The 25616-nt window shown below is 43.0% G+C and carries 16 protein-coding genes, 3 rRNA genes and 1 pseudogene; 1 reads left to right on the forward strand and 19 read right to left on the reverse strand.

Annotated elements, in window-relative coordinates; translation table 11 throughout:
- The first annotated feature begins 98 nt into the window (after positions 1 to 98).
- Positions 99 to 1184, forward strand: a complete 1086-nt coding sequence (locus CHL1_RS14130) for a putative NPN-dependent ornithine cyclodeaminase (RefSeq protein ID WP_250933544.1) — start codon at positions 99 to 101, stop codon at positions 1182 to 1184.
- A gap of 59 nt (positions 1185 to 1243) precedes the next feature.
- On the opposite strand, the gene CHL1_RS14135 is transcribed toward CHL1_RS14130, so the two are convergent.
- The 19 genes and pseudogenes from CHL1_RS14135 to CHL1_RS14230 form a co-directional block, all read right to left on the reverse strand.
- Positions 1244 to 2185, reverse strand: a complete 942-nt coding sequence (locus CHL1_RS14135; protein ID WP_250933546.1) for a DUF7973 family transport facilitator — start codon at positions 2183 to 2185, stop codon at positions 1244 to 1246.
- 467 nt (positions 2186 to 2652) lie between these two features.
- A complete protein-coding gene (locus CHL1_RS14140; RefSeq protein ID WP_250933548.1) occupies positions 2653 to 3891 on the reverse strand; it encodes a PucR family transcriptional regulator in 1239 nt (412 codons plus the stop codon).
- A 9-nt stretch (positions 3892 to 3900) separates the two neighbouring features.
- Positions 3901 to 4629, reverse strand: a complete 729-nt coding sequence (locus tag CHL1_RS14145) for an NAD-dependent protein deacylase (RefSeq protein ID WP_250933550.1) — start codon at positions 4627 to 4629, stop codon at positions 3901 to 3903.
- Between the two features lie 28 nt (positions 4630 to 4657).
- Positions 4658 to 5254: a dienelactone hydrolase family protein gene (locus CHL1_RS14150; RefSeq protein WP_228881120.1), complete on the reverse strand. Its 597-nt coding sequence runs from the start codon at positions 5252 to 5254 to the stop codon at positions 4658 to 4660.
- Positions 5255 to 5422: 168 nt separating this feature from the next.
- Entirely contained in the window at positions 5423 to 7297 is a 1875-nt protein-coding gene (locus CHL1_RS14155) for a CASTOR/POLLUX-related putative ion channel (RefSeq protein WP_250933552.1), read from the reverse strand.
- 123 nt (positions 7298 to 7420) lie between these two features.
- Positions 7421 to 7816, reverse strand: a complete 396-nt coding sequence (locus CHL1_RS14160) for a hypothetical protein (protein ID WP_250933554.1) — start codon at positions 7814 to 7816, stop codon at positions 7421 to 7423.
- 683 nt (positions 7817 to 8499) lie between these two features.
- Positions 8500 to 8616: ribosomal RNA gene (gene rrf, locus CHL1_RS14165) — 5S ribosomal RNA — on the reverse strand.
- 62 nt (positions 8617 to 8678) lie between these two features.
- A 23S ribosomal RNA gene (locus CHL1_RS14170) occupies positions 8679 to 11539 on the reverse strand.
- Positions 11540 to 11747: 208 nt separating this feature from the next.
- Positions 11748 to 13271, reverse strand: a 16S ribosomal RNA gene (locus tag CHL1_RS14175).
- The 16S, 23S and 5S rRNA genes sit together here, the layout of an rRNA operon.
- 603 nt (positions 13272 to 13874) lie before the next feature.
- Complete coding sequence (gene lysS / locus CHL1_RS14180; protein ID WP_250933556.1) at positions 13875 to 15341, reverse strand: lysine--tRNA ligase; 1467 nt, start codon at positions 15339 to 15341, stop codon at positions 13875 to 13877.
- Between the two features lie 11 nt (positions 15342 to 15352).
- Positions 15353 to 15835 (reverse strand): transcription elongation factor GreA, encoded by a 483-nt coding sequence (greA, locus tag CHL1_RS14185; protein WP_070372684.1) that lies wholly within the window; start codon positions 15833 to 15835, stop codon positions 15353 to 15355.
- Positions 15836 to 15916: 81 nt separating this feature from the next.
- The gene (gene serS, locus CHL1_RS14190; RefSeq protein ID WP_070372685.1) at positions 15917 to 17188 is read right to left on the reverse strand and encodes a serine--tRNA ligase; all 1272 of its coding nucleotides are present in this window, start codon (positions 17186 to 17188) and stop codon (positions 15917 to 15919) included.
- 36 nt (positions 17189 to 17224) lie between these two features.
- Positions 17225 to 19992 (reverse strand): annotated as a pseudogene (locus tag CHL1_RS14195) (UPF0182 family membrane protein).
- A gap of 123 nt (positions 19993 to 20115) precedes the next feature.
- The gene (locus CHL1_RS14205) at positions 20116 to 20748 is read right to left on the reverse strand and encodes a M15 family metallopeptidase (protein WP_084633809.1); all 633 of its coding nucleotides are present in this window, start codon (positions 20746 to 20748) and stop codon (positions 20116 to 20118) included.
- Positions 20749 to 20896: 148 nt separating this feature from the next.
- Entirely contained in the window at positions 20897 to 21586 is a 690-nt protein-coding gene (locus tag CHL1_RS14210; RefSeq protein WP_250933562.1) for an ABC transporter ATP-binding protein, read from the reverse strand.
- A complete protein-coding gene (locus CHL1_RS14215) occupies positions 21579 to 22742 on the reverse strand; it encodes an ABC transporter permease (protein WP_250933564.1) in 1164 nt (387 codons plus the stop codon). Before CHL1_RS14215 ends, CHL1_RS14210 begins: the two co-directional genes overlap by 8 nt.
- Complete coding sequence (locus CHL1_RS14220) at positions 22726 to 23391, reverse strand: cobalamin B12-binding domain-containing protein (protein WP_250933566.1); 666 nt, start codon at positions 23389 to 23391, stop codon at positions 22726 to 22728. The genes CHL1_RS14215 and CHL1_RS14220 overlap by 17 nt, the downstream gene beginning before the upstream one ends.
- Before the next feature lie 150 nt (positions 23392 to 23541).
- A complete protein-coding gene (locus tag CHL1_RS14225) occupies positions 23542 to 24399 on the reverse strand; it encodes an amidohydrolase family protein (protein ID WP_250933567.1) in 858 nt (285 codons plus the stop codon).
- A gap of 282 nt (positions 24400 to 24681) precedes the next feature.
- Positions 24682 to 25584 carry a methylenetetrahydrofolate reductase gene (locus CHL1_RS14230; RefSeq protein ID WP_070372691.1) on the reverse strand — a complete coding sequence of 301 codons (903 nt, stop codon included), beginning with the start codon at positions 25582 to 25584 and terminating at the stop codon, positions 24682 to 24684.
- Between the last annotated feature and the right edge of the window lie 32 nt (positions 25585 to 25616).

Genomic DNA, 25616 nt, shown 5'->3' on the forward strand with positions numbered 1-25616 from the left:
TCGCTATGTGATCACCGATTTATGATACCAGCTGGCGACGCTGATATGGTATACTATAGGCAACCAATAAACCTATAATTATCGAACGAGGTATACCGATGTTTACTCTGCCAACTTACACAGCTCCTGATTTTACAGAAAGCTTTTTTGTTAAAGCCCCCAGTGTTCGAACCATGCCAGCTCCCATGGATGGGGTGGTTCCGGAAAACTTTTATGCCACCACTATCTTCCCCGAATATTTTAAAATTCATGATAGCTGGCAGCTAATGGCTGAAAGTCGGATGGACTGCGTGGTCGTGATCGCCGATGATCGGCCCCATGCCATTGAATTCAGAAACGTCAAGAAAGGCGATGCGGTTGTGGTTGGACGTCATGAAGACGGCGAAAACGGTGTTTATGTCGATCATTTTGCTTTCAGAAAAAAACAGGAAAACGGCGATAACTTCTCGTTTCGAACGTCAAACTCCCGGGAAACCGCTTACTCCCGGGACTATGACCGACTTTATGAATTACTCGAGTTTGAACGAGAGAACGGCTATATTTTGTGGGTTCTCGGCCCGGCGGTTACCTTTGATCAGGACTCCCGCAATGCCATGACCCATCTGATCGAGATGGGCTATATCGATGCCCTCTTTGCAGGTAACGCACTGGCAACCCACGATTTGGAATCCCACTTTTTTAACACCGCTTTGGGTCAGGACATTTACTCCAAAGAAAATAAGTCCCTGGGTCACTATCATCATATTGAAACCATCAATCGGGCCAGGAGCTGCGGTTCCCTGAAAAACCTGATCGAAAAATATAAAATTACGGATGGTATCGTCAGTTCCTGTATTACCAATAATATTCCCCTGGTTTTAGCCGGTTCGATTCGGGATGATGGCCCCTTACCGGGCGTCTATGCTGATGTTTACAGCGCCCAGGATGCGCTGCGGGTACACACCAGAAAAGCCACCACGATCATCTGTCTGGCAACCCAACTCCATACCATTGCCACTGGCAATATGACCCCCTCCTACCAGGTCATTGATGGCGCAGTGCGACCGGTTTATTTTTATACTGTTGATATCTCCGAGTTTGTGGTAAATAAACTCAAAGATCGGGGCAGCCTCAGCTCCAAATCAATTATCACCAATATCCAGGATTTTGTCGTCAACTTGCAACGCAATTTATCGTTAAAGTAATGTACGTACGCAAAAAAAGACCTCTGCCGAAGCAAAAGTCTCTACCACTCGATGATAAACTACATAATAGATGGCAAAATTAATGGTAGTACGGAAAAATTAATCAATTGCAGCACCCAGATCGTACAGGCTGGCGGGTCAATGTGACTATCTGCATAACTGTTAAAGGTTAACCCGGCAAACTCTCCGATTAAAGCACCCAAAACCCCAGTGATGGCGGCAGCAATAATCGCTGCCAATGGGCTTAATGTACCCGAGAATACAACAATCGCGGTGGATGCTGCTGGCAATACGATATGATGACAGCCATAGAAAGGTAGTCCCATGCAGGCAAAAATCAGACCAAATGCGGCGATCCCAAAGGCAAAACCACCCATCTGTGAGAAAATATATGCGGCTTCTTCAGAACCGGCCAACGCCATGTTTCCAAAAGCTACCACGATTCCGCCAACCAGAATCCCAAATCCGGCACCGATCACCAGGGTGAAAATCATGTCTGAACCCTGAGGCAGATAATGCCGGGTCACACCGGCTGGCGTTTTTCCGGTTAAACCAGAATTTGTGAAAAGCAAACGCACCAGAATCGCTGAAATAACCACGCTTAAGGCAACCGTATCGGTCCACGCTGCTGATCCAAATACATTAGCTCCGATTAAGGTGCCGATGGTAAAGTTTAATAAGTAACCAATAATACCAAAGATTCCACCAACCAGCAGTACTGAAGCGTCTTTTAAGCCAGCAAGCGGTGTGATAATATCGCCGCCGACTTCCAATTTACCAATTTTTTTAGCATAACCGGCAGCTGCTACTGCACCAGCAAAAGCAATACATGGCGAGAACCATGATCCAAAGCTGACGATACCAATCGCTGGCGCTCCGAAATCTCCGGCAAGAATTGCGGCAACAACTGTTAACCCGGTAAAAATAAATGATGGCACACCGCCGATGGCAGCTGCAAACAGCCCGCCGCCAAACGCAGCAATTAATAATGTTAAGTCCATTTCTTTTCTCCTTTTAATTGTATTAAGATTATCGTAAACACATTAACGTTCATCGAGTGGCTCTGATAATGTTTACAAGATCAGTTTAACAAGAAGAACAAAATTTTGCTATGGTCATCATTGCCAAAATATCTATTCATCTTTGTGCATTAATCACAAGTCAAACGATTAGCATCATGGGCAATCAATAATATCCATCAAACTGTTTTATGATCTAACACTTATTCTTCGCAAAATAAAAAAAGAGCCTGAGCTCTCTTAAATTAAGGGGTTTAGTATAAACTTTACGCCATGCTAAACAGGGGTCACAATCCCTATGTGCTATCATATCCTATTTTTTAGTTAAAATCATCAGCCCTTGGTTACAAAACAGCATGGTTAATCTGTGCATTCTGCACAGATAATTGCTCAATTCATTATACACTTTTAATACTTTTCGGTTTATCATCCCATTTTTATCACAACACTTATTGATGTCTTAGAAATTCTAAAATCCGAAAAGAGTAGGCCAGATCAAATTGAACCTTTGGATCAGCAAGATCCAGCTGAGTAAGGGCCTTAATCCGCTCCATGCGATAGCTGAGCGTATTGCGATGGATGTGGAGATTTGCGCAGGTTTCTTTGTAATTACATCCATGATCAACCAGTGTATTTAACGTATAAAACAATTCTGATTGATGCTGACGGTCATATTTCTCAAGGATCAGCAAGCTGCTTTGCACAAAGTCCTTAAGATTATTTCTTGTGTCACCATGAATCTTTTCAATCAGATGAAAAAATTTGTAATCCCCATAATGGTAGAATCGCTTTTTTTGATGAACAGACACACCGATTCGGATAGCTGCCCCCGCCTGTAAATAATAGTACTGAAAATTTTCAATCCCATTAAAAAAATCACTCATACCAATTCGTAGGCCGTGTTTTTCCATAAAACTCTTCAGACGTCTGATTCCTTTTTCGGTTTTTTCTTTTTCCAGGTCGGTACATAAAACAACCATTTGATTGCCATAAAAAATTGCATGGGATTTCGGAAAAACATGATAAAAATCATCTCGTAATGAATCTTTGATCCCTTCCTGATACAGACCATCGTCATTTTGCTCCGAAACCAGTACACACAGATTGTTACTGCTGTTTAGCTCCGATTCCAGAACCCATGATTTAAAATCAGCGTTTTCCTTATCTCGGCCTTCAATCAAATCCATCAAAATACCCTCATTCATGTTGCCACGAATATATTTATATTGGGGAATTTTTAGAATAATCTCTGTTAACACCTCGTTGGCCAAAAGCAACAACTCTAGATGCTGATTTGTCACTTCTGCATCTTGAAAAAACATCACCATGGCACCAGCATATTTTTCCCGGATAATCACCGGAGACACCAATACCTTCGACTCACTTTCCAGACCAACTATATAAGGTGTTCGTTCCTTGGGAAAACGTTTGACTTCTTCAATGTTGACAATTTCAAATATAAACTCATGGCTGCAAAAGCCTTTGGCGATGGCTAAATTCCAGGAGGGATCGGTGATCTCATTGGTTCGGCTGACGCCGCGAATGGAAAAGTTGATATCAATAAAAACCACCGGTTTTTCCATCAGATAACTGATGGTTTCCACCACCTCTTCGACTGTGTGATTATCCAGTAATAGACTTAATAAGCGATTGCTCTGTCGGTATCTCAGTTCAGTTTGACTTTCCATCGTTGTGCTTTATTTTTTACTCCATTTCAATTGTTTAAATACCTTGCCTATGCTATCGTTGATGACAAGGTTCGCCCGTGAATCCATCGGGGTTGAGGATTTATTGACCAGAACCAGATTTCTACCCCGATAATAATCGATCAAACCTGCCGCCGGGTAAACGCCCAGCGACGTTCCGCCAATAATCAACACATCAGCATTACTGATGGCCGCAACCGACTGATTCATCACATCGCTATCGAGCCCTTCCCCATATAAAACCACATCTGGCTTGATGGTTCCGCCACAACTGCATTTAGGTACTCCCTGACTTTCCTCGATCATATTAACCGGATAAAACTGATGACAGCGCATACAGTAATTGCGATGAACCGATCCATGCAACTCAAGCACCCGTTTACTACCGGCCAATTGATGGAGTCCATCAATATTCTGAGTAATGACTGCTGACAACAGCTGTTGTTTCTCCAGCTCTGCCAGTTTTTGATGGGCATCATTGGGTTTTGCCTGCAGATAGAGCATTTTATTCCGGTAAAAATGATAGAATTCTTCTGTGTTATTTATAAAAAATTCATGGGAAAGAATCGTTTCCGGCGGATAACGATAGGTTTGATTGTAGAGCCCATCGACACTTCTAAAATCAGGAATACCACTTTCTGTGGATACGCCAGCGCCACCAAAAAACACAATATTTCCAGCCTTGGAAATCATTTCTTGTAACATTTCGATCTCGTTCATGATTTGACCTCTTTTTTAATATTTTTTGTTAATCTATTTTTCTCAGGAAGCTTTTTACCATATCCAGTCCCTTATTTCCTGACTGTTCACAATAATAATCCCCATATCGATCAGCAAATCCATGACATCCTGATAACACAAAAGTATCAACCGTTTCCTTCTGCTTAAGTCGAGGAATGATTGACCGCACCTCAAAGGATGCCTCCTGCTCCGAAAAAATCAGCAGGCAGGGACAGACTGGGCTGACATCAAGATAGTCTCTGATTCGTGACCCGTAAAATCCGATCATTCCATCACAATATGGATTTTCTGTCAAACGCCAGGCGATGGTTGCTCCCACACTTGAACCAAAAACAATAATTTTATTATAAAACTTCTTTAATTCTTCAATGTCGGTAGCAATTTCACGATATCGTTCAAAGCTGTTATTCTCTACAAACGCCTGGTAAGCTTCATTGCTTTGAGCGTATTGATAAACACGTTCTTCCGGACTTAAATCCACACAAAAAATGTCATAATCCTGCACTCTAAAAAACTCTGCCCAGTCATGAATATACTGATTCATCCCATAAATTTCCGGAATGATTATAACCGCTCGTTCTGCTTCTGAGTCCTGCCGGGACATTTTTTTCAACACCATTTCTTTTAAAACCGCTGCATGTCATCGTATCTTTACGATAATTGCATCCTCCCATATAAATTCGTTAAAAACCGTCATCCCCATAAAAAAGCCACTGCAAAAATTATTCTTGCAGCGACTTCTATAACAGATAAAAATAGTATCCATCGTCATTTAATCTTCGGCGATTACAATCAAACCATCCATTTCTCCCAAGCTAACCATCGTTGATTTACTGGGATTAATATAAATACCGTAATCCTTTTTAGCATCCTTTTGTTCTGCCGCAATCACATAACCAATAACGATTTCGTTCTTCCTTTTTGCTGCTTCAACCAGCGTATAATAATTAACTGCTTTATCTGGCTGAATGTATTTTGACGCCCTTTTTATATAAAGCTCCGAACCATCTGCATCAAACAGATCTTCAAAGACAGTATTAATCATTCTGTTTTCCGAAACCTGAGTTAGCATTAAACTGATCAGTTTTTCACTGACAATAAAGTCGTTGACTCTGGTTACTTCGGCCAGTTTCTTATTTCTAAAATCCAGCATTTCACTGACAACTGAAAAACGACAGTTCAGTTTTTCGGAAATATCTCGAAGCTGAAGCAGAACGACCAGCGTATTGGCATCTGACTCCTGCACATCGAGTTCCGAATTATTTGACAGGATGATGACATGATCGTAATTTTTGACCATCAGTTCGTCTAAAATCCGGCGATCTTTTGGATCTCCTTTCAATAATTCGATTTGCTGATTCACTACCTGACTAAGAGCAATTTGAAACTCTTCGTCTTCAACACAATCTGATACAACAGTCAAAAGCGAACCTTGCGGTACATAATTGTCAATTTCCTGAATAATTAAGTGGGCATTGTCATTCCAACCTAGGATCAGCGTCTTTTCGGGTCGGTCCGGTTGCGATGATGCGTTTTGACGAATTGCTTCAACATCAACCGAAGATTGCTGATCTGATTTTACTCGAATCGTATCATCATCTTCTGAAATGGCAATAATTTGGTCTCCCGGTTTTAGTACCGTGTCCATCGGCGGGTTCAAATATGTTTTCCCCTGGGACTGAACGCCGATCACCGTTGATTTCTCAAACAAAAACAGGGTCTCGCCAAATGTTTTTCCAATTATTTCTGCGCAATCACTGAAATAAATTTCATCACCGCCAAAATCCAGTAGTTCAGTGTAAACTGTCGAAAGACCTGGCTGACGGCAGGTTTGAGCAATTATGCGGGAGATGAGTGTATCACTGAGAATTATTTCCGCCTGATTGTTTCCGGCAATTCGGGCCACTTGAACGTTCTCAGGATCTCGCAAGACGGTAACAATATTATAAGGCTCACTGCGCTTATTCGGATTATTGGTAATAGCCAGAATCGTCTTTATTACTCGGGTATCATCCTCCGGAATGATGATAATTGATCGGGACGTATTTAAACTGACGATTTCCAGATCATCAATATCGATTGGATTTCCCTGACGGGTGACGATTCGGGTCGTTTTTAGATCGGTGATCCGCTCACGAATGGCGTCATCCATTTCGGACTTATCATGATTTCCCATCACAACAATACAAGCATGTTTACGATTGCTGTTCGCTTCAATCAATTCTTCAATAATTGTAAAAATTTGCTCAGACCATCCCAGAATAATGGTTTGATCCTTTTCAATCACTCGGGATCTTCCTTTTCTTAGCGATTCCAATTTTGCTTCAATCCCAGTTGTTAAAATCCCAATCAGGATACTGAGGATAAAGATACCGCCAAGCGTAGTGACAAACATTAAAAAGATATAACCAGCACTACCGGTATCTCCACTGACCGTTCCAGAATCAATGGCACGCATTAATCCCATCCACAGCAGCTCAGTAAAACTTGAGGTTGGCCCGGATTGGGTAATCCAGACGATCAAGGAAATCACAGCAATCATAATTGCCGTCGCACTGGCTAATGACAATAATAGTATACCCGTTCCTTTTGACATCAGATTGTCAAATTTGTACCTAAGTTTTTCTAAAAATCCAACTTCATCCATCTTACACCTCTTTAAAGTTATTAGTTTTAGCCGATTGTCTCGTCTAATGATAATTATTTGAAGGAGTCTATTCTATTTCATTTATAATTTTTACATTTTATCACATTCAGCCATTCGCTTCAATCACTGTTGACACCCTTTTTTTGCAATTGACGATTTCGAATCTTTTTTCCTACACGTCAGAATCTTTATCTTTCTTTTTTTGAAAAGATTGCCCAAATACATTCCCATTAATGATAAACACCCATATATGCAACCATATATAACTACTTTCATATATATCATCGAGAATACAAGCGGGAGAAAAATGATGCTTATAAAAACCGGATAAAACCAGACGATACCATTTTTAAATCCATATACAAACCCAGCTATTAAACAATATCCGGGAATAATCAAGAGCATAAAGAACAAAAAATATTTTGAATCCGGCTCCAGCATCGGCAAGATAAAAAAGATCACGGCTGTCATTACCAGATATGGTAATACCGGCAATAATAATGGTAAGTTTTTTTTCATTATCGGCTCCCATGACATTTACTACTGAAATTATATTAGTGCATTCCTTTATTATAACATGAATCTCTCATGTTATCGATATTTTATAGTATACATCCGTTTCAGATTGCTCCTAAAATTACTGTCGTTAAATGAAGCTGCAACTCCGCTCCGTTTCACTGCGCCTGCGTTTGGGGCCTCGCCCCATAAAAAAATAGATTCATAATGACAGATATTAAGTATCCTTATATCTTTCTCATAACTTTACTGCCGTTTACTCGCTCATGCGGCACTTCGGCGTAGCTAGCGCTGTGCCTTCGTCGCGTCAGTCGCCAGATGGCTCCTTCCTTAAAAATATAAAAAGAGCCTTCGTCTCAAACGTCTCCTAAAGTTACTGCCGTCTAATGAATCCGTGCAACTCCGTCGCAGCTATCGCTGCGCCTCCGTTTGGGGCTTCGCCCCATAAAAAAATACAGACATAAACATTGATTTCCAAGTGAACTTGAATCAGGCTCATAACTTTACTGCCGTTTACTCGCTCATGCGGCACTTCGACTCCGCTGCGCTGCGCCTCAGTCGCGTCAGTCGCCAGATGGCTCCTTCCTTAAAATATAAAAAATAGAGACCAAAAAACAAATAAAATTTGCTCTTTGGTCTCTATTTTTTATATTTTCGCCGCATGGCTCGTTGTTTCACGCAAAAAAATCCCGCAACGTCCTATCCTCCCAGGCAGTTGCCCACCAAGTACTTTCGGCGCTGGAAGACTTTACTTCTGTGTTCGGTATGGGAACAGGTGTGGCCCTTCCGCCATCGTCGCGAGATTAGAAAAACTATTTAACTGTGATCGTTACGATCACTGGAAACAGCACAGTGTATAAATTCTTGGATCAAGACCTCGGTCGATTAGTACTGGTCAGCTCCATATGTTGCCATACTTCCACATCCAGCCTATCTACCTGATCGTCTATCAGGGACCTTAACCTTTCGGTGAGATATCTTATCTTGAGGGGGGCTTCGTGCTTAGATGCCTTCAGCACTTATCCCTTCCAAACTTAGCTACCCAGCTATGCTCCTGGCGGAACAACTGGTGCACCAGTGGTTTGTCCGTTCCGGTCCTCTCGTACTAGGAACAGCTCCTCTCAAATATCTGACGCCCACGACGGATAGGGACCGAACTGTCTCACGACGTTCTGAACCCAGCTCGCGTGCCTCTTTAATGGGCGAACAGCCCAACCCTTGGGACCTGCTTCAGCCCCAGGATGAGACGAGCCGACATCGAGGTGCCAAACCTCCCCGTCGATGTGGACTCTTGGGGGAGATAAGCCTGTTATCCCCGAGGTAGCTTTTATCCGTTGAGCGATGGCCCTTCCACTCGGAACCACCGGATCACTAAGCCCGACTTTCGTCTCTGCTCGAGATGTCTCTCTCGCAGTCAATCACCCTTTTGCCTTTGCACTCTAAAAGATGGTTTCCAACCATCCTGAGGGTAACTTTGGGCGCCTCCGATACTTTTTAGGAGGCGACCGCCCCAGTCAAACTGCCCGTCTGACACTGTCCGATGACCGGATTACGGCCACTCGTTAGAATTCCAATAGTACAAGGGTGGTATCCCAAGGATGGCTCCTTCGAAACTAGCGTCCCAAATTCTTTGCCTCCCACCTATCCTGTACGTGTACTACCAAAACTCAATGCCAGATTGCAGTAAAGCTCTACGGGGTCTTTCCGTCCTGTCGCGGGTAACTCGCATCTTCACGAGTACTACAATTTCACCGGGTGTGTTGTCGAGACAGCGCTCAAATCGTTACGCCTTTCGTGCGGGTCAGAACTTACCTGACAAGGAATTTCGCTACCTTAGGACCGTTATAGTTACGGCCGCCGTTTACTGGGGCTTAAATTCGCACCTTCGCTTGCGCTAAGCACTCCTCTTAACCTTCCAGCACCGGGCAGGCGTCAGCCCCTATACATCATCTTTCGATTTAGCAGAGACCTATGTTTTTGCTAAACAGTCGCTTGAGCCTCTTCTCTGCGGCCCCCCTTAAGGGGCACTCCTTCTCCCGAAGTTACGGAGTCATTTTGCCGAGTTCCTTAACAACACTTCTCCCGCTCATCTTAGGATTCTCTCCTCGCCTACCTGTGTCGGTTTACGGTACGGGCACCCTCTCTCTCAATAGAAGCTTTTCTTGACAGCGTGAAATCAGCGACTTCCCTACTTATTTTTCGTTCCCCGTCACGCCTTGGCCTTAAGATCAAGGGGATTTGCCTCCCTGATCAGCCTTGACGCTTGGCCCAGCTTTTCCAACCGCTGGGTTCGCTTATCCTTCTGTGTCACTCCATCTCTCAAACAATTAAAGGTGGTACAGGAATTTCAACCTGTTGTCCATCGCCTACGCTGCTCGCCTCGGCTTAGGCCCCGACTTACCCTGAGCGGACGAACCTTCCTCAGGAAACCTTGGGCTTTCGATGGTGAAGATTCTCACTTCACTTTCGCTACTCATGCCAACATTCTCTCTTGTCTTGTGTCCACCGTTCCTTACGAAACAGCTTCGCCCTCAAGACATTGCTCCCCTACCACTATGGTAGTACCATAATCCATCGCTTCGGTGCCAGATTTTAGCCCCGTTCATCTTCGGCGCACAACCACTCGACCAGTGAGCTATTACGCACTCTTTAAATGTATGGCTGCTTCTAAGCCAACATCCTGGTTGTTTGTGCAGTTGCACATCCTTTCCCACTTAATCTGGACTTGGGGACCTTAGCGGATGGTCTGGGCTGTTTCCCTTTTGACTATGAGACTTATCTCACACAGTCTGACTGCTGTATATAAGTGTATGGCATTCGGAGTTTGATAAGGTTCAGTAAGCTTTACGCCCCCTAGCCGATTCAGTGCTCTACCTCCATCACTCTAACTACAACGCTAGCCCTAAAGCTATTTCGGGGAGAACCAGCTATCTCCGTGTTCGATTGGAATTTCACCCCTATCCACAACTCATCCAAGCCTTTTTCAACAGACACTGGTTCGGACCTCCACTTGGTTTTACCCAAGCTTCATCCTGGTCATGGATAGATCACACGGTTTCGGGTCTACAGCATGCAACTAGTCGCCCTGTTCAGACTCGGTTTCCCTGCGGCTCCGTACCTGAAGTACTTAACCTTGCTACATACCGTAACTCGTTGGCCCGTTCTACAAAAAGCACACCGTCACTTGCGCTCCGGCTGCTTGTAAGCACAGGGTTTCAGTTTCTATTTCACTCCCCTTCCGGGGTTCTTTTCACCTTTCCCTCACGGTACTTTCCGCTATCGGTCAATCAGTAGTATTTAGCCTTGGGGGGTGGGCCCCCCATCTTCCCACAGGGTTTCACGTGTCCCGTGGTACTCGTCGATTACCCATCTACTCTATTTTCGCTTACGGGGATCTCACCCTCTGCGTCCGGCCTTCCCATGCCGTTCAGCTAATAAAGCAAATTTGATGTAATCCGGGCTCTTCCTCTTTCGCTCGCCGCTACTCAAGGAATCGATGTTTCTTTCTTTTCCTCCGGGTACTAAGATGTTTCAGTTCCCCGGGTTCCCTCCATAACGCTATTGATTCACGTTACAGTGACTGGTCTTCTACCAGCCGGGTTTCCCCATTCGGATATCTGCGTATCAACGGTCATGTGCACCTCCACGCAGCTTTTCGCAGCTTGTCGCGTCCTTCGTCGGCTCTGATTGCCAAGGCATTCACCCTGTGCTCTTTTCTTCTTGATCCTAAAATTACGTTTCTAATGTTGTTAACATTTTGAAATTGTATTTCATTTATTTATACACTATGCTGTTTTCAATGATCGTTTGGACGCCTACCACTGTTTGGGTATTTATCCCGCTAAAAAATGCATCCAAGGATGCCTTCTTAAGCTTTTTTGTATGAACCAGTCATACAAAAGAAAATAGTACCATGACTTCCTGTATTCCCTAGAAAGGAGGTGATCCAGCCGCACCTTCCGATACGGCTACCTTGTTACGACTTCACCCCAATTACTGACCCCACCTTCGGCAGCTGGCTCCTTGCGGTTGCCTCACTGACTTCGGGTGTTGCCAACTCTCGTGGTGTGACGGGCGGTGTGTACAAGACCCGGGAACGCATTCACCGCAGCATTCTGATCTGCGATTACTAGCAACTCCAACTTCATGCAGGCGAGTTGCAGCCTGCAATCCGAACTGAGATCTGTTTTAAGGGATTAGCTTCACCTCGCGGTTTCGCAGCCCTCTGTTCAGACCATTGTAGCACGTGTGTAGCCCAGGTCATAAGGGGCATGATGATTTGACGTCGTCCCCACCTTCCTCCGTGTTATCCACGGCAGTCTGCTTAGAGTGCCCAACTAAATGATGGCAACTAACCACAGGGGTTGCGCTCGTTGCGGGACTTAACCCAACATCTCACGACACGAGCTGACGACAACCATGCACCACCTGTCTCTCTGTCCCCGAAGGGAAAGTCTGATCTCTCAGATTGTCAGAGGATGTCAAGACCTGGTAAGGTTCTTCGCGTTGCTTCGAATTAAACCACATGCTCCGCTGCTTGTGCGGGTCCCCGTCAATTCCTTTGAGTTTCAACCTTGCGGTCGTACTCCCCAGGCGGAGTGCTTATTGCGTTAGCTGCGGCACTGAGTCTCCCCAACACCTAGCACTCATCGTTTACGGCGTGGACTACCAGGGTATCTAATCCTGTTTGCTCCCCACGCTTTCGCACCTCAGCGTCAGTATTTGTCCAGCAAGCCGCCTTCGCCACCGGTGTTCCTCCTAATATCTACGCATTTCACCGCTACACTAGGAATTCCACTTGCCTCTCCAATACTCAAGTCTTTCAGTTTCAAATGCATGTCACCGGTTGAGCCGGTACCTTTCACATCTGACTTAAAAAACCGCCTGCGTGCCCTTTACGCCCAGTAAATCCGGACAACGCTTGTCCCCTACGTATTACCGCGGCTGCTGGCACGTAGTTAGCCGGGACTTTCTTCTTGGGTACCGTCTTTTTTCTTCCCCAATAACAGAGCTTTACGATCCGAAAACCTTCTTCACTCACGCGGTATTGCTGCGTCAGGGTTGCCCCCATTGCGCAATATTCCCCACTGCTGCCTCCCGTAGGAGTCTGGACCGTGTCTCAGTTCCAGTGTGACCGTTCGCCCTCTCAGACCGGTTACCCATCGTCGCCTTGGTGGGCTGTTATCTCACCAACTAGCTAATGGGACGCGGGTCCATCCTATGGCACCGGAGCGTTTAACAGCAAAGCCATGCGACTTCACTGTATTATAAGGCATTACTCCCAGTTTCCCGAGGCTATTCCTTTCCATAGGGCAGGTTACCCACGCGTTACTCACCCGTTCGCCACTTTCTAAGATTTCATTCCCCCGAAGGGTCATTCCATCTCGTCTCGTTCGACTTGCATGTGTTAAGCATACCGCCAGCGTTCGTCCTGAGCCAGGATCAAACTCTCAATAAAAAGTTTGTATTTAAAGCCGTTAAGCTTTTAAATGCTGTCTCATTTTGAATAAAGCGTATTTTATACTCTACCGAGTTAATGTTTTATAGAGTTCATCTCTCTGTTTCTATTTAGCCGCATTCACCCTCGCGGATGTTTTGGCTGTTTTACAGGTTTTATGGTACTATTCTCTTTTCTATGACCGTTGCCGCTCCGTCGTTTTTTCAGTGTTTCCGACTGAAGAAGCTTTTCTATTATATCGTCGTTTCTTGTGATTGTCAAGCTGTTTTTTGAAATTCTTTTTTGTTCATTTCAATGTTTCAGCTGTGTCCGCTGCCTCACTCGAGACAACTTCATTAGTATACGCTCTTTTCACCATCCTGTCAACTGGTTTTTGAAAGTTTTTTAAAACTTTCTTCCGCCACCTCCTAAATTCGCTATTATCGGCTTATCGGCAGGTTTCAAGTGTGCTTAATTAACTGTTTTTCTGGGACGTCTTGTTTATTTACCCTTATATTTATAATATAAACGCAAAAATCAAATATTTTATTATTTTATTTATTCTTCTTTTCAAAATAAAGGAGCTTAAAACACTAAGCCTTAAGCTCCTTCTACATTTAATGATCAGTCAATGGGTTTCATTGTCGGGAAAAGAATAACATCTCTGATACTATGTTGATTGGTGAATAACATAACCAATCGATCAATTCCAATCCCTAAACCGCCAGTAGGTGGCAGACCGACTTCCAGGGCATTAATAAAGTCGGCATCAAAAGGATGCGCTTCATCGTCACCGTCGGTTTTCTTCTGAACCTGGGACATAAACCGTTCTTTCTGATCAATGGGGTCATTGAGTTCAGAAAATGCATTAGCACATTCGGCGCCGTTAATGTAAAGTTCAAATCGTTCGGTGTAGCGTGGGTCTTTGGGGTCTTTCTTGGCCAGTGGCGAAATTTCGACCGGATGCATGGTTACAAAGGTTGGTTGGATCAGTTTATCTTCCACGAATTCGTCAAAGACTTCAGCCATAATTTCACCAACACTGTTTTTTCCATCCACATCCACATGCAGTTCTTTGGCAGCGGCTAGGGCCACTTCAACATCAGTCATCACATCAAAGTCCACATTGGTGTGCTCCTTAACTAAGTCAACCATTCGTGCCCGTTTAAACGGTGCTGCTAAACTGATTTCCTTATCGCCGTAAATAACAGTTTCTGATTGATTAACTTCTTTAGCCAAAAAACTGTAAAGTTCTTCAATCATTTTCATGAGATCATCATAATTGGCATATGCCTCATAAGATTCCAGCAGTGTGAATTCCGGGTTGTGGGTGGCATCCATGCCTTCGTTTCTAAAAACCCGACTCATTTCATAAACCTTATCAAAACCGCCTACGATTAGTCGTTTAAGTGGCAACTCCAGGGCAATCCGACAATATAACGTGATATCCAGAGCATTGTGGTGGGTAATAAAGGGTCTGGCGTTGGCCCCGCCAGCCAGATTGGAAAGAACCGGTGTTTCCACTTCAATGAAATCACGGGAGTCATAAAATTCTCGAATCTTTCGCATAATCAGCGAACGTTTCTGAAATACATCCTTAACTTCCGGATTTACAATCAGATCCACATAACGCTGGCGGTAACGCAGTTCCATATCTTTGAGACCGTGATATTTTTCCGGCAGAATCTGTAGTGATTTGCTCAGCAGTGTCAGTTCGGAAACCCTTACCGAAATCTGACCCATTTTTGTTTTGAAAATTTCGCCTTTAACACCAACAATGTCGCCAATGTCATATGTTTTAATTTCGTCATAAATGTCTGGCAGGGCGTCTTTTTTCAGAAATAACTGAATTCTCCCGGTAGAGTCCTGAAGATCATAAAAAGACACTTTTCCCTGGCCCCGTTTGGACATGATCCGTCCTGCCATGGTTACTTCTTTTTCTTCATAGTCATCATATGCGGCTTCTACTTTTTTAGCATGAGCACTCACATTAAAACTGGTTTGTTCAAAGGGATTCTTCCCGGCATCCTGTAAGTTTTTTAATTTATCTCTTCTTATTTCCAGAAGTTCACTTAGGTTTTCTGTTGTCAATGTCTACTCCTCTATCTTCGTATTTCTAAAATCTGATATGCTGCTTCGCCGTCAGGAATCTGAACCTTTACGGTATCGCCAACCTTTGCTCCCAGCAGTGCCGAACCGATCGGAGACTCATTTGAAATACGGTTGTTTTTAGGATCGGACTCTGCTGATCCAACAATTTTATATTCTGCGACAAAGTCCAATAACGGATTTTTAATTTTTACGATACTTCCAACACCAACATCTTCGGTATGAATATCCTTATCGTCAATGACTACCGCAATTTTAAGCTTGTGCTCCAGTTCTGAAATTCGGCCTTCTACAAAACCCTGTTCATTTTTCGCTTCATCATATTCGGCATTTTCACTTAAATCTCCGAACTCTCGGGCTGTTTTAATTCGGTCTGCGACTTCATGACGCTTTACCGTTTTTAGATATTCCAATTCCTTCTTTATGTTGTTAAAACCATCCTCGGTGATAACTAACTCTTTTGCATTCATACTCATTATTTCCTCCATCTGACACGATCTTTATTCTCAATCACAAGTGTCATTTATTTTTTAATTTTTATCTAAATTAACTTTTACTTACTTGCCAATTACCGTTTTTCCCCACATATAATGAACAAGTTTTTCGGGAACCATAACCGAACCATCAGCCTGCTGGTAATTTTCTAAAATAGCGGCAAAGGTTCTCCCCACAGCCAATCCTGAACCATTAAGGGTATGTAAAAAGCGGGTTTTCCTGGTTTCGCCATCTCTAAAGCGTATGTTTGCCCGCCGGGCCTGGTAGTCTTCAAAATTTGAACAGGAGCTAATTTCGACATAACGGTTATAACTTGGCATCCACACTTCAATATCATAGGTTTTTGCCGAGCTGAAGCCCAGATCGCCAGTGCATAGTTCAACTACCCGATAAGGGATCTCCAGTAATTGCAAAATCCGTTCAGCATTATTTGTTAATGATTCCAGTTCTTCATAGGAGCGATCTGGATGAACAAATTTAACCATTTCCACCTTATCAAACTGATGATTACGGATTAACCCCCGGGTATCACGACCGGCTGATCCCGCTTCTTGTCTGAAACAAGGGGTGTAGGCGGTAAAATACTTGGGCAGTTCTTCTTCTGTCAGAATTTCATCACGATAGATATTGGTTACCGGCACCTCTGCGGTTGGCACCAGAAAAAAGTCCTTACTTGGCAAATGAAAAGCATCCTCTTCAAACTTGGGCAGCTGTCCAGTCCCGGTCATACTTTCCCGATTTACCATAAATGGTGGGGAAATTTCAGTATAATGATGCTCATCACAGTGGGTGTGCAGCATAAAGTTAATCAGCGCTCGTTGCAATCGTGCCCCATCACCTTTGAACATACTGAAACGAGCACCGGTAATTTTGACCGCCCGTTCAAAATCCAGAATGTCCAGATCCACTCCAATGTCCCAATGCGCTTTGATCTCAAAATCAAATGTTCGGGGTTCGCCCCATTTTCTGATTTCCAGATTATCGGTATCATCCTTCCCAACCTTAACTTGCGGGTTGGGAATATTGGGGAAATTCAGCAACTGCATTTTGATTTCATCATCAATTGTTTTGACGGCTGCATCCAAATCTTTAATCGCATTGGAAAGCTCCTTCATCTCGGCGAAGATCTCGGTACAATCCTTGTTTTCTTTCTTGAGTATCGGAATTTGTTTGGACACCACATTCTGGCGGCTCTTCATTTCTTCAACCTGGCCCAATGTCTCCCGACGCTTTTCGTCCAAAGTGGTAATCACACTGAGATCATATTGACCTCGTTTGTCCAGACCTGCCTGGACTTCTTCCTTGTTTTCTCTGATGCGCTTTATATCGAGCATTTTTTCCTCCTGCTTTTAATTTCTTATGATCTTATCCTACTGAGTTGCCCCAGAAAGTTGCGAAAGTTGAGCCAGAACCTGTTCCAACTCATTTATTTTTTGTCCATATCCCGCCCAATTACCAGCCTTTTGAGCTTCTTGAGCTTCTTTAAACAAAGCATTTGCTTTGGTAATTAATTCTGCTGTGGTTGCTGTACTACCCGTACTTTGCGTTGGTATTGCGGTGCTAAGCAGTTCCTGTATGTCAAAAACCTGGGCCAGCGCCAACTCCAGCGAGTCTGCCATAACAATTTCATTCTGGTATGAGACCACAACTTTTTTTAATTCTGGCAGATTGTTTTCACCACCAACCGCTTGAATGTAAATCGGTTCCACATAGATAATTGCATTTTCAATGGGAATCGACATCAGATTTCCCCGTAGAACCCGGGATCCCTGTTGGCCCAGTAAGGTTAATTGCGGCGAAATGATCGTATCCTGATCGATCCGCTGTTCAATTTGCATTGGGCCATAAATCAGCTGTTGTTTGGGGAACTCATATAAAATCAACTGCCCATAACCCGGCCCGTCTGATACTCCGGCCAACCAGGCAATCATGTTATCCTTATCCTTGGGTGTAAAGGGAACGGTCAGCATGAATTCAGGCTGACGATCCGGAAGCTCCATGATGGTGTAAGCCGATTCGACCGGAACCTCTGCTTTCTCGGTTTCATAAAACTGAGTCGCCGTTTCCCATTGATCTTCCTTGTTATAGAAGACCCTGGCGTTTGACATATGGTAGGTTTTGTAAATATCCGATTGAATGTCAAACATCGTTTTTGAATAGCGCAGGTGTTGTTTAATGCCCTCCGGCATTTCTGATAGATCTTTCAAAAATCCCGGAAATATTTTACTGTAAGTTTCCAACACTGGTTCATCATCAACTTTATAGAAGGTCACATCGCCATTATAAGCGTCAACAACGACCTTCACAGAGTTACGGACATAATTATTGCCAGCACCATCATAGGGTTGCGAATAGGGATAGCGATCGCTGGTGGTGAAGGCATCGACGATCCAATAGAGTCGGCCTTCGGAGATTACCATATAGGGATCATGTTCATAGCTTAAAAATGGCGCAATTGTTGCGACACGTTCTGAAATATTGCGGTGGATCAGCATCTTACTGTCGCCCGTAATTTCATTTGCCAAAAGCAATTCTGACGAACCATGATAGAGGGCAAATGCCAACTTATTGAAAAAGGTCATTGGTATGCCCGCCGTCCCGGTATAGGTAACTTCCTGGTTATTATCACCCTGGGGATAATCAAACTCGGCAGTGGTACAGTTGGTGACGACATAGCCGTAGTCATTTTCACCAAAATAAATCCGCGGTTCCTCTATTACCAGTTCACTGACATCCGTCACCGGCGGAATATCTTTAACAATCAGATCCGGTTGTCCAACATTGTTGGTTTTGTTGACCGGAGATACCGCCACGCCAAAGCCGTGGGTATACTTCAAATGCTGATTGACCCAAGTCTTCGCTTCTGCAGGGAGTAACGTATTATTCATTTCCCGAGCACCCAGGAATACCTGAGTATAAACCCCATTAACAAAATAACGATCCACATCGACATCATAAAACTGATAGTAGTTTCGGATTCCCTGGAGGGAATTATACATCTCCTGGGTCGGTATTTGATCGTTGATGGTTATATTATCGATGGTAATCTTGTTTTCTTTAATATCTTTGGCCGTTATTTCCTGCGTTCCTGAAAACTCACGGGTTTCAACATTGGCTAAATCATAGGCCTGCTGGGTATATTCAATGTTATTGGTAATATACGCTTCTTCTTTTGTAAACTGATTTGGAATAACAATCAGTGATTCATAAATCCCCTGGGCCGCACCGCCAAGAATAACCACCACCGCGAACAGAACCGGACCAGCCCCCATGACAAGATATTTTTTCTGATACCCGGCAACAATGGAAGTCACTGCCAATACCAGGCATAAAACTGCTTTAATAATGATGACCTTCAGTCCGACATCAATATCTGCCGCACCGGCTCCAAAGACAATTCCTGAGGTTGAATACAGCAGTTGAAATGCTTCTAACAGGCTACCAATCGACAGGATTAAAAAAAGCACTCCTAAAAAAATGCCAATCTGTTTCGATGCAATCTCGAGATAGGATTTGAATATCCCCTTTGCATTGACTTTAATGGATTCAAGATCTTGTTCGCGGTTAAACTCAATTTTTTTTCCCTGATAAAGAATATAGGCCGTATATAAAAATGTCAAGACGACAATGACCGCAAAGAAACCGATAAAAATAGCAAAAACTTCCTGATATAATGGCAATCCAAAAAATAAAGAGCCAGATCCTGATTGAAAATAGGATCGGTCAAATTAAATTGGGTCTGATTAATAAATTCGAGTATTTGGTACCATAAGCGGTCTGAGATTAGAATGGTCAGAAAAAAAGCAACCACACCACTCACACTAATGGCGACGATATTTTGCTTTTTCGTCGCTTTCTGAACACTCCCTAAGTACTTTGCTGAAATGCGGTTAAGCAACTTTAAATAAAAAAACAAAACCAATACCAAACCAATAAAGATCGGAATGCCAATTTGTGTTTTCGTCACCAGTTCCTTAAAGAAAATCTCAGTATACCCCATCTCCACAAACCAAAGATAATCAATATAAAATTGGTTCAGCGATAATAAAACGGCGAAAATAACTAATAACACCCCTAATCCAATCAAGAGTGTTTTATTTCTTTTTCTCATTTTTTTCTTCTTTCCTGATCGTATCATATTTTTATCTAATTTTATTATTATATCACATTTCTTATAGTTTTCATTAATAAAATGCACTATTTCCAGCTAATAAAGCACCTTTAATAGTTTGAACCGCATAATTGATAATTCTTCAAAACATCAGCCTTGAATCGGAAAGTCGAAATAGGTTTCAGGATACGGTTCGTCAGTTAAGGTAAAATGCCACCACTCCTGCTGCATCGGTTCAAATCCTTCTGAACGCATCAGATAACGAAGCTGAACCCGATTTTTACTTTGCTCCAGGGTCAGATGGTCATAATCGCTGTAGGAGACTTCCGAGAAGAAATCAAAAATTCCTCCCATATCAATTTCAACCCCTGTTTCAATATTGACCACTGTCAGATCCACGGTGCTGCCCCGGGTATGAGAAGATTCTGCGGCGATAAATCCACCCTCAAAAACTTCCTGCCGGGTTTTTTGGGGGTAATAAGTGTTTTTCGTTTTATTATCCTCTTCCATTTTTCCCCAGCGAACAAAATGATCCACTGCCCGTTTGGGTCGATATCCATCAAACACTTTTAATCCAAATCCTTCTTCCAGCAGTTGTTTCTGAACCCGCCCCAGTGCGACTACGGCTTTTTCAGTCAATAAAATGATTGGTGCTTCATAACCGTCAATTCTTTCACCCACGAAGTTATCGCCGGTATAATATTTTACGTCCGTCATAATTCCGGGAATTTCCATTGAAATATCCACAAAGTCATTGGGCCGAACAATCATAATTTTCTTCATTGATTCTCCCCTACTTTAAGCGCAAAATGTCTATCTTCCTATTTTATACGATGACTGACATGATTACCAGTAATAATTAACAAAATCAATGAACACGTTAATAATCCTCACTCTTCCAATTACTCCTGACAAATCCAGAATACTCCGATCATTTGACAATGTCCAATGAAATACGGCCATCCAGAATTTCGACAATGCGGTCTGCTTTTTCAGCAACCCGTCGATCATGGGTGATAATAATGAAGGTGGTTCCCAGTTCCTGGTTGATTTTCCGAAAAAGTTGATAAATGCTGTCGGTTGTCTGGGAATCCAGGTTTCCAGTGGGTTCATCGGCCAGAATAATTTTCGGCTGATTCATCAGCGCTCTTGCAATGGCCGTCCGTTGCTGCTGACCTCCTGACATATTGGTTGCCAGATTATTTTCCACCTTTTCAAGTCCCACCAGATTCAGTATTTCCCGGGCTCTATCCCGACTCTTTTTACCCGCCTTTCCATTGGCAATCCGATAGGGCATCAGCACATTTTCCAGAGCGGTAAACTCCGGCAGCAGATAATGAAACTGGAAAACAAAACCCAGGGTTTCATTGCGCAAATCACTCAAACGTCCTTTAGACATGTTTTTGGTGGATACCCCATTGATAATTACATCTCCTTTAGTCGGGCGATCCAGGGTCCCCAAAATATTGAGAAGGGTGCTTTTACCACTGCCTGACTCGCCAATAATGGCATTAAACGACCCCGTTTTAAAACCCAGATTCAATTCGTGTAATGCCACCGTTTTAATTGTTTTGCCATAAACTTTATTTACACCTTTGACTTCAACCACATAATTATCCATTTTTAATTACCTCCATGGGATCAAGTTTGGATACGCGAATAGCTGGAATCAAGGCTGCCAGAGTGGAAGCTGCGACAGCAATCCCCGCTGAAATTCCAATGAAATTCCAGTCAATAAAAAAGGGCACCAGGGATGACCCATCGGGATTGGTAACAAAGGTGGCAAAAGACCAGCTTAGGCCAATTCCCAGACCAACGCCCACAAGCGCTCCCAGAACACCAAGCAAAAATCCTTGAAACAAAAAAACCAGGCTGGCTTTCGGATTATGCATTCCCATTGCCTTTAAGATCCCAATCTGCTTGGATTTTTGAACCACACTGATTGCCAATACACTGGCGATTCCCAAAACAACCGAAATCATCACAAAAACCTGGATCATCAGACTTGACGCGGTTTGCCCAGAAAGACCGGATAATAAAGCAGCATTTTCTTCTTTCCAGTTTGTCACCACTAAGGTGTCTTCATTTAAGCGTTTCTCAATCTCTCCGGCCACTTCATCGGCAGCAAATACATCGTTTACCTGCATTTCGATCTGTGAAACACCTTCGCCCGTTTCCAGAAATGCCTGAACCGCACGATCATTACTCAAAATCCATGATTCATTTAACGATTTTACCTGCAAATCAAATATTCCTGTGATCAGAAATTTACCGGTTTTTCTGGCGGGGGTGATCAATTCAATTGTATCTCCGACGCTCAAATTCAAATTTTTTGCAAAATCCTCTCCAATTATGATTTCATTGTCATTGGTCGCCAGCTCCCCTTTGACAATCCGATCTGATATTTTATAGATTCCCTGAGCTGCTTTCCAGTCAAACCCACGGAGGAGAATCGTAGCAGACTCATCGGCTGTGTTTAGAATAGCTGGCCCCTGCGTAACTGCCACCAGATTTTTTATTTCTTCAGGATTAGTAGCTTTGATGGTTTTCGCTTCTGCCTGAGAATCCAAAATATAAGCGCCATCTTCCTGTGGTGAAACGGTAATTTGAGGAGCACTGCCCACCGTTTTGTCGACCAGGCTTTTTTGGAGGCCGGTGATCAACGAACCAATAAATATCTGAACCGACACTCCAATGGCGATGCCCAATACAATTAGTGCCGTCTGTCCCTTACTGGATTTCAAAAATCGAAGGGCGATATCAAATGCCAGTTTCATAATTTTCCCACCCTTCTGAGATCCTTACCACAGCGTCATAGCCATCGACATAATAATTCCCACCGATTTCTTTTACCACCGTCAAATTATCTTTAAATGCCGCACCGCCTAAAATAATGGCGGTTTCACTTCCCATGATTTTTCGGACATCTTCGATGGTACGTTTGGCAGCTACCAGATTGAAATAATTACTAACACCCATGGCTATAACCTCAGGTCGCAGTCGCACCATTGCCTGCAGGAGCGCTACTGGCGGTGTATTACCGCCCAAAAAATAAACCTGATGACCACATAAGATAAAATAATCGGCAATCATTCGGGCCCCAATATCATGGTATTCCTCTGCTGGACAAAAAACCACAATTTTTTTTCGACCACTTTTGAAACTGTTTCGCATTCCTTCATTCACGACCCGGGGATAGCAATATTCAATGACCGTTCGAACCACCGAAGTTCTAAAATGTTCTTTCCAGATCGCTACCGATTCTCTTCGCTCTTCCAATTCCATTTTGTTTTGAGCCGGAATTAACAACTCCGTGTACAGCTCGACAATTCCCACCTTACCGGTTTCCAGAGCGTCGAGGGCAACCCGTACCGCATTGGGTTTATCATCATTTTCCAGACACTCCACAAATTTTTCGTATAACATATGCACACCACCCAAATTTAAATAGATTATCATACATTTATACCCTGATATTTTTTTAAAAAACATCCTCTATCGCTTAATTTGTATTAACTCAAAAAAAAGAATCCCTGTAAATAAAATTTTCAGGAATTCTCTTAAGCTCATTCACAATTAGAGGTCAATAACCCATTTTCCAATGTTTTCCAGTTTTTCTTTGGTCAATCCACAGTCAATTAAGTAAGCAAGCTCATCTAACGTGCCTTGTCCCAGGGGAACTAACGTCGCTCCTGAGTCACTACCTAATGCAATGTTCACACCCATTGCATCCGCTTTTCTTACCATCAACTGATGTTGTCTAAAATATGCTTCCGATACTTTTTGATATTTTTTCATCGGGCTACTTTCGTTGCATCTGGCGATATTGGCAAAAGGTGCCAAAGTCGGCACCCAGATTGTACCACTTTCACGCATGGCATGAAGGCAGTCATCATTAATTCCATAGCCGTGCTCAATGGTATCCGCCCCCGATGTCAAAGCGATCATAATACCCTCTGGGGTGTTGGCGTGAACCATGACCGATAAACCCTGTTGATGGGCATGATCAATCATTTCCGAACATTCACTTTTAGAAAACCCCACCGGACCTGAGGCACCAAGATCGGTAAAACTCATGATGCCGGTTAAAATAATTTTAATAAAATCTGGTTTCTTTTTGATGAGACGATTCATCTTTTTGATACCATCTTTTACATTATCCACGGAGTCGCCTAAAAAGTCACCATAATGGCCCTTTTTATACAATGCATGGATGGGGGTCTTAAAAATAAGACCGGAATCTTTTGAAATATCTCTGAAAATTATTCCAATTCCCGAACCATCCCCGCCATCACGGATTGCCTGTACCCCTTTACTCTGATAGCTTTTAATTAGTCCTTTTATCGCCTCAACTGAGACTTCATCAGCTACATCAGATTTTTTCAAACCTTTTAATTGACCGAGCCCAACATGAACATGACAATCAATTAACATGCTTTTTGTTTACGTACACGTCGCAACGCATATTCGTAGCTTCAGATTTAGCTGCCGCTATTGCAATTGCTGCTATTTTCAATTTTTCACCAACCTGTAAACCTACCGGTATCATAAATTTTGATACCGCTACAACCAAAATAAAAGCTCCTCCATCAGTTGAACAGTCTATTTGAATAAACCGTTCTCCTTAAAATGAGCAGTTTACTTAGATAAACCGCCCACCTTAAGAGGAGCATTTTAGAAACTCCGGCATGGCCGGTATTCCGTTTTAATTTGTTCTTAAACGACTGGAGTGATTGGTGCAATACCAGCTAAGTCAAGAATTTCTGGAATTCTATTTTCCCAACCTAATGACATGATATGAACACCTTGAGCATAGTCTTTACATTCTCTGATCAGACGGGCACAGATTTCAACACCAGTATCACCAGCTTTGGTTTTTTCTTTATCTGCCTGTAATTCAGCAATCATTTCATCAGGAACATGAACACCAGCTACATTAGCATTCATATATCGGCACATACCGACATTTTTAGGAATGATCAGACCCAATTGTACAGGTACACCAAATTGTTTTGCTTGTTCCATAAATTTGATGAATTTTTCTGGCTCATAAACACCCTGAGTTTGGAAATATTCACATCCAGCTTTTACTTTTGCTTCCATTTTTGCCAACTGAACATCGACTGAATCACTACATGGTGATACAACGGCACCTTTGGCAAATTTTGGAGGAGCCCCATCAACCGCATTTCCAGCGATATCAAAACCTTCTTCCAATCTTTTTACTGCATGAATCAATGACACGGAATCTAAATCAAAAACCGGTTTTGCCTGAGGATGATCACCCAATGTTGTGTAATCTCCAGTTAATAGCAGTAAATTTTCAATACCCAGTAATGCTGCACTTAAGATATCAGACTGCAGGGCAATACGATTTCGATCTCGACAAGTTACCTGGAAGATAGGCAATAGCCCTTCATCCTTCAGAACTCGACAGGTTGCCAGTGAACCAGTTCTCATGACTGAGGATTGGTTATCTGTTACGTTCAATGCATGAACCCGGGTTTTTAAATATTCATGGGCATCTTTAATTAAATGGTCAAGTTCAACCCCTTTTGGAGGTCCTACTTCCGCAGTTAATACAAACTCGCCACGTTCAAACAGCTCAGTTATTCTCATTTATAATTACTCCTACTCTTTTTAAATTATTG

Source organism: Acetobacterium wieringae, from assembly GCF_023700225.1.
Taxonomy (GTDB): Bacteria; Bacillota; Clostridia; order Eubacteriales; family Eubacteriaceae; genus Acetobacterium; species Acetobacterium wieringae.

What these genes read in the sequence shown, in the direction of transcription:
- CHL1_RS14130 (WP_250933544.1), top strand. Translation starts at nt 99, where the DNA reads ATGTTTACTCTGCCAACTTACACAGCTCCTGATTTTACAGAAAGCTTT.
- CHL1_RS14135 (WP_250933546.1), bottom strand. Translation starts at nt 2,185, where the DNA reads ATGGACTTAACATTATTAATTGCTGCGTTTGGCGGCGGGCTGTTTGCA.
- CHL1_RS14140 (WP_250933548.1), bottom strand. Translation starts at nt 3,891, where the DNA reads ATGGAAAGTCAAACTGAACTGAGATACCGACAGAGCAATCGCTTATTA.
- CHL1_RS14145 (WP_250933550.1), bottom strand. Translation starts at nt 4,629, where the DNA reads ATGAACGAGATCGAAATGTTACAAGAAATGATTTCCAAGGCTGGAAAT.
- CHL1_RS14150 (WP_228881120.1), bottom strand. Translation starts at nt 5,254, where the DNA reads ATGTCCCGGCAGGACTCAGAAGCAGAACGAGCGGTTATAATCATTCCG.
- CHL1_RS14155 (WP_250933552.1), bottom strand. Translation starts at nt 7,297, where the DNA reads ATGGATGAAGTTGGATTTTTAGAAAAACTTAGGTACAAATTTGACAAT.
- CHL1_RS14160 (WP_250933554.1), bottom strand. Translation starts at nt 7,816, where the DNA reads ATGAAAAAAAACTTACCATTATTATTGCCGGTATTACCATATCTGGTA.
- greA (WP_070372684.1), bottom strand. Translation starts at nt 15,835, where the DNA reads ATGAGTATGAATGCAAAAGAGTTAGTTATCACCGAGGATGGTTTTAAC.
- serS (WP_070372685.1), bottom strand. Translation starts at nt 17,188, where the DNA reads ATGCTCGATATAAAGCGCATCAGAGAAAACAAGGAAGAAGTCCAGGCA.
- CHL1_RS14205 (WP_084633809.1), bottom strand. Translation starts at nt 20,748, where the DNA reads ATGAAGAAAATTATGATTGTTCGGCCCAATGACTTTGTGGATATTTCA.
- CHL1_RS14210 (WP_250933562.1), bottom strand. Translation starts at nt 21,586, where the DNA reads ATGGATAATTATGTGGTTGAAGTCAAAGGTGTAAATAAAGTTTATGGC.
- CHL1_RS14215 (WP_250933564.1), bottom strand. Translation starts at nt 22,742, where the DNA reads ATGAAACTGGCATTTGATATCGCCCTTCGATTTTTGAAATCCAGTAAG.
- CHL1_RS14220 (WP_250933566.1), bottom strand. Translation starts at nt 23,391, where the DNA reads ATGTTATACGAAAAATTTGTGGAGTGTCTGGAAAATGATGATAAACCC.
- CHL1_RS14225 (WP_250933567.1), bottom strand. Translation starts at nt 24,399, where the DNA reads ATGTTAATTGATTGTCATGTTCATGTTGGGCTCGGTCAATTAAAAGGT.
- CHL1_RS14230 (WP_070372691.1), bottom strand. Translation starts at nt 25,584, where the DNA reads ATGAGAATAACTGAGCTGTTTGAACGTGGCGAGTTTGTATTAACTGCG.